This is a genomic window from Dyella sp. (assembly GCF_035508675.1).
Taxonomy (GTDB): domain Bacteria; phylum Pseudomonadota; class Gammaproteobacteria; order Xanthomonadales; family Rhodanobacteraceae; genus Dyella_B.
In genome coordinates, this window is sequence record NZ_DATJMN010000307.1 from 1 (window position 1) to 3,322 (window position 3,322).

General features: G+C 57.8%; 3 protein-coding genes. All 3 read left to right on the forward strand.

Translation table 11 applies throughout. The features are described 5' to 3' along the window. Window positions 1-46 precede the first annotated feature (46 nt). The gene (locus tag VMA74_RS16410) at window positions 47-1,030 is read left to right on the forward strand and encodes a fatty acid desaturase family protein (RefSeq protein ID WP_325368884.1); all 984 of its coding nucleotides are present in this window, start codon (window positions 47-49) and stop codon (window positions 1,028-1,030) included. Between the two features lie 712 nt (window positions 1,031-1,742). After that, on the forward strand, window positions 1,743-2,930 hold the full coding sequence (locus VMA74_RS16415; protein ID WP_325368886.1) for an acyltransferase: 1,188 nt from the start codon (window positions 1,743-1,745) through the stop codon (window positions 2,928-2,930). 91 nt (window positions 2,931-3,021) lie between these two features. After that, window positions 3,022-3,322, forward strand: a 301-nt coding sequence (locus VMA74_RS16420) for a hypothetical protein (protein ID WP_325368888.1), incomplete at its 3' end; no start/stop codon positions are given.

Consider the following 3,322-nt stretch of genomic DNA (forward strand, 5'->3'; position numbering starts at 1 on the left):
AAGGCGCTGCTAGCTTATGCAGCCAGTCTGTACTTAAGGGAAAAAGATGGGCCTACAGGCAGCAGGGCTGGATGATAGCCAGACAGCGGCAACGCGGCGGACGTCTCGGCGTGCTCCCATCGACCATCGCGCCAATTTGGCGCTCCTTGGTCTTGTCGCGACGGCCGTGCTGGTGCAGCTCTTCGCATGGCCATTCTTGTTGCGGCAATGGGGCGCACTCGCGCTGTGGGTCGCGCTGCCGCTCGTAGTGCTGGCTCCGACGCATTGGGGGCTGGTCCATGAATCGATTCATGGGCAGTTGTTGCCCCAACGGTGGCTCAACGAATGGCTTGGGCGGGCATTGGCCATCGCCTTCGCGTTGCCGTTCGACGCCGTGCGCTTCGGTCACTTGATGCATCACCGCTTTACGCGCGAACCCTATGATCGGCCGGACGTGCATGATGGCGTGACGCATCACCTGCTTGCGCGCATCCGCTATTACGCGCATTTGTTGGGTGGCCTGTATCTGGCGGAACTTGCCATGCCGTTGCTGACATTTCTGCCGGTCACCTGGGTGTGCCGACTTGTCGCGCATAAGCTTCGCAGCGAAGAGCCGATAGACCGGGATGTCCAGCGCCTGTTTGTGGGTTTTGCAAAAAATCGGGAACGGCGCATTCGCATGCGGCGCGACTGGATCCTGTCGGTCCTGCTCCATGGCTGCGCATTTTATATCTATGGGGCGTGGTGGCCTGTGCTTGCCGTAAAGATGTTTCTGCGCGGATTGTGGCTGTCACTGGCGGATAATCTGCCGCACTACGATGTGACGCTCGACGAGCAGGGGCGGGCTCGCAACTTTCGCGTGCCTGCGTTCTGGCGACCCGTGTTGATGAATCATCATCTTCACCGATTGCATCACCAGCATCCAACGCTGCCGTGGACAGCACTTCCGGCGCTCGCGCGCGCCGATGCTGCCGCTTCTGCGACCTATGCCGACGGCGATTATTTCAGGGCTGCATTCCGGCAATTTCGCGGGTTTGGCAAAGTACGCTGAAGGAAACGCGACACTGCCGGGTGCCCGTCTGGGCATTACGGCCGGCTTCGAGGTAAACGCGGCGGGAAAGCCGAGGGACTGGCCGTGCGCGGTGTTGCGGCATGCCATGGCGCGAGCTACATGGCAAAGTGGCTGGCGTCGCTCGTGTCGGCACCTGCGTGGCGGGAACGCAAAAGCGCGCGGCAAGCCAAGGCGGGGGATACGGACTTCTGCTGAGCGTTATAGATCGACCGTCATTGTCCGTATCCGCGGCGGGTGCACTATTATCGAGGTCAGGGCGGGGCCGCGATTCTCGCCGGCCCACATCTATCGGAAGCTTTTGACAATGAGCGGTTCAAATAACCACGGCGGCAAGCGATGATCGTCCAACGTGGCGGGGGCCTGTTTTCGTCGCGCGATGCGCGCGAGTTTGCTTGATATTTGCAGCTGTCGGCTTTCTGGCGCGGTTCGGCGTCTCCGTGCAAACCGCTGTGGCCTACCTATCCTATGTCAATGAATTGCGCCGCGTAGGCGTCGAGTATCGGGCACCTCATGAGTCTGGTTGAGCCCAACAACGATGCTTTTCAGAGGTGTTCCTGACGTCGATGCGGACCGGATCTTGCAGCGAGGCGCTACTGGGGTCGGTATATTCTGCAGAATGGGTCGCTTTACAGGCTTTGGATTTCCCTTTCTTTGGATGTTGGACCTTTCCGCATAATCGATATCGACCACCATGAGCAAGCAAGCAACGACGATCAGCGCGCCCGATGGGCGCAATCTTTATGTGGACATGTTGCGCGGCATATCCATCCTGCTGGTGATGCTGTTGCATTACACGTTGTCTTACCGGCTGGTATCCAGTCCGCTGCAGCGGTGGATTCCCGCGCCGACATTGCATGCGATTTTTTATAACGGCAACTACGGTGTGTCGATGTTTTTCGTGATTTCGGGGTTTCTTATCACCTCCAACATCATCGCTCGCTACCAATCGTTGTCTGGGATTGATGTGGTGCACTTTTACAAGCTTCGCCTGTTCAGACTTTATCCGTTGGTAGTGGTGGCCTTGATCATCATCAGCACATTGGGGTTGGCTGGACTTTCGAAGTTCTCCAACATCTCCCACAAGACCCCGCTAGGCGATGCTTTCTTCGTCATCGCCGATCTTTCGGTGCTTACCTTTTGGCACAACGTCTTGATGGAAACGATCGGTTATTTCAACTATGCCATGAACATCTATTGGTCGTTGTCAGTGGAAGAGGTGTTCTATCTGCTTTTTCCGCTGGTGTTGCTCGTGCTCCGTCGTCGCTGGCAGCTGTTGTGCCTGGCCGGGATCTGCATGGTCGTGGCCCCTGTCTACCGCCAAATACATAAAGATAACGAGTTGTTTTTCATGTACGGCAACCTGGCCTGCGTTGATATGTTGACTTATGGATGTGTCGCGGCAGTGGTCAGCCGTAGCTTGCAATGGAAAGCGTCGCTGCGCGCGCTGGTCGCCGTGGCGGCCCTGATTGCCACCGCGTGGATTTACATGCTCGGCATTCCGGGTAACGAGGCGCTTGGCGCAAGCTGGCTTGGCATCTTCACCGCCATCTTTCTCATGGCCGTATACGGACTTCAGGCGAGTACATTCGCGCGCCGGCTGGGCGGGCCGCTGGCCTGGCTGGGATCACACAGCTATGAACTGTACCTGTTCCATATCGTGGTGTTGGGCATCATGGTGGAGCTCATGCCGAAGGCGTCCATGACGATGGAACTCAAATTGCCCATGTTCGCGCTATTCTTCACCCTGTCCGCGCTGGTAGCCTCGGCAGCCGCGCGCTTCCTTGGCAATCCACTTAATCGGCAACTGCGACGCCGCTACGCGCAACGCAGCACGGCGCGCACGGCAAATGCGGGAGCGGCCGCCACCGATGTCATCTAGGCCACACCAAAGTTCTTGACCGGCGTAGAGCACAGAAAGACGAAGGCGAAGGCAATATTCAAGGGCATGGACGATGCGTAATAGACGAATCTTGAACTGGCTTTTGCTTACGTCGCTGATGGCATCACTTGGGTTCATCGGATTATGGACTGCTGGTTTGTCGCTCATCAGTCCGGTCCAAAGTTTTGTCGGAGCGCCGCCTCCTGATCTTCCCGCGCAAGCGATCATTTTCCTCGATGCCGCCGGGAATCCGATTCATGCTTGGTTTGTTGCCGGCACCAAGGGGCAGGGTGCTGTTCTACTGCTACATGGCGTTCGTGCAGATCGGCGCGCCATGGTCAATCGCGCCCGATTCCTGCATGCGGCCGGCTATGCAGTGCTGTTGATCGACT

Coding starts and splice junctions, on each gene's coding strand:
- VMA74_RS16415 (WP_325368886.1), top strand. CDS start 1,743: ATGAGCAAGCAAGCAACGACGATCAGCGCGCCCGATGGGCGCAATCTT.
- VMA74_RS16410 (WP_325368884.1), top strand. CDS start 47: ATGGGCCTACAGGCAGCAGGGCTGGATGATAGCCAGACAGCGGCAACG.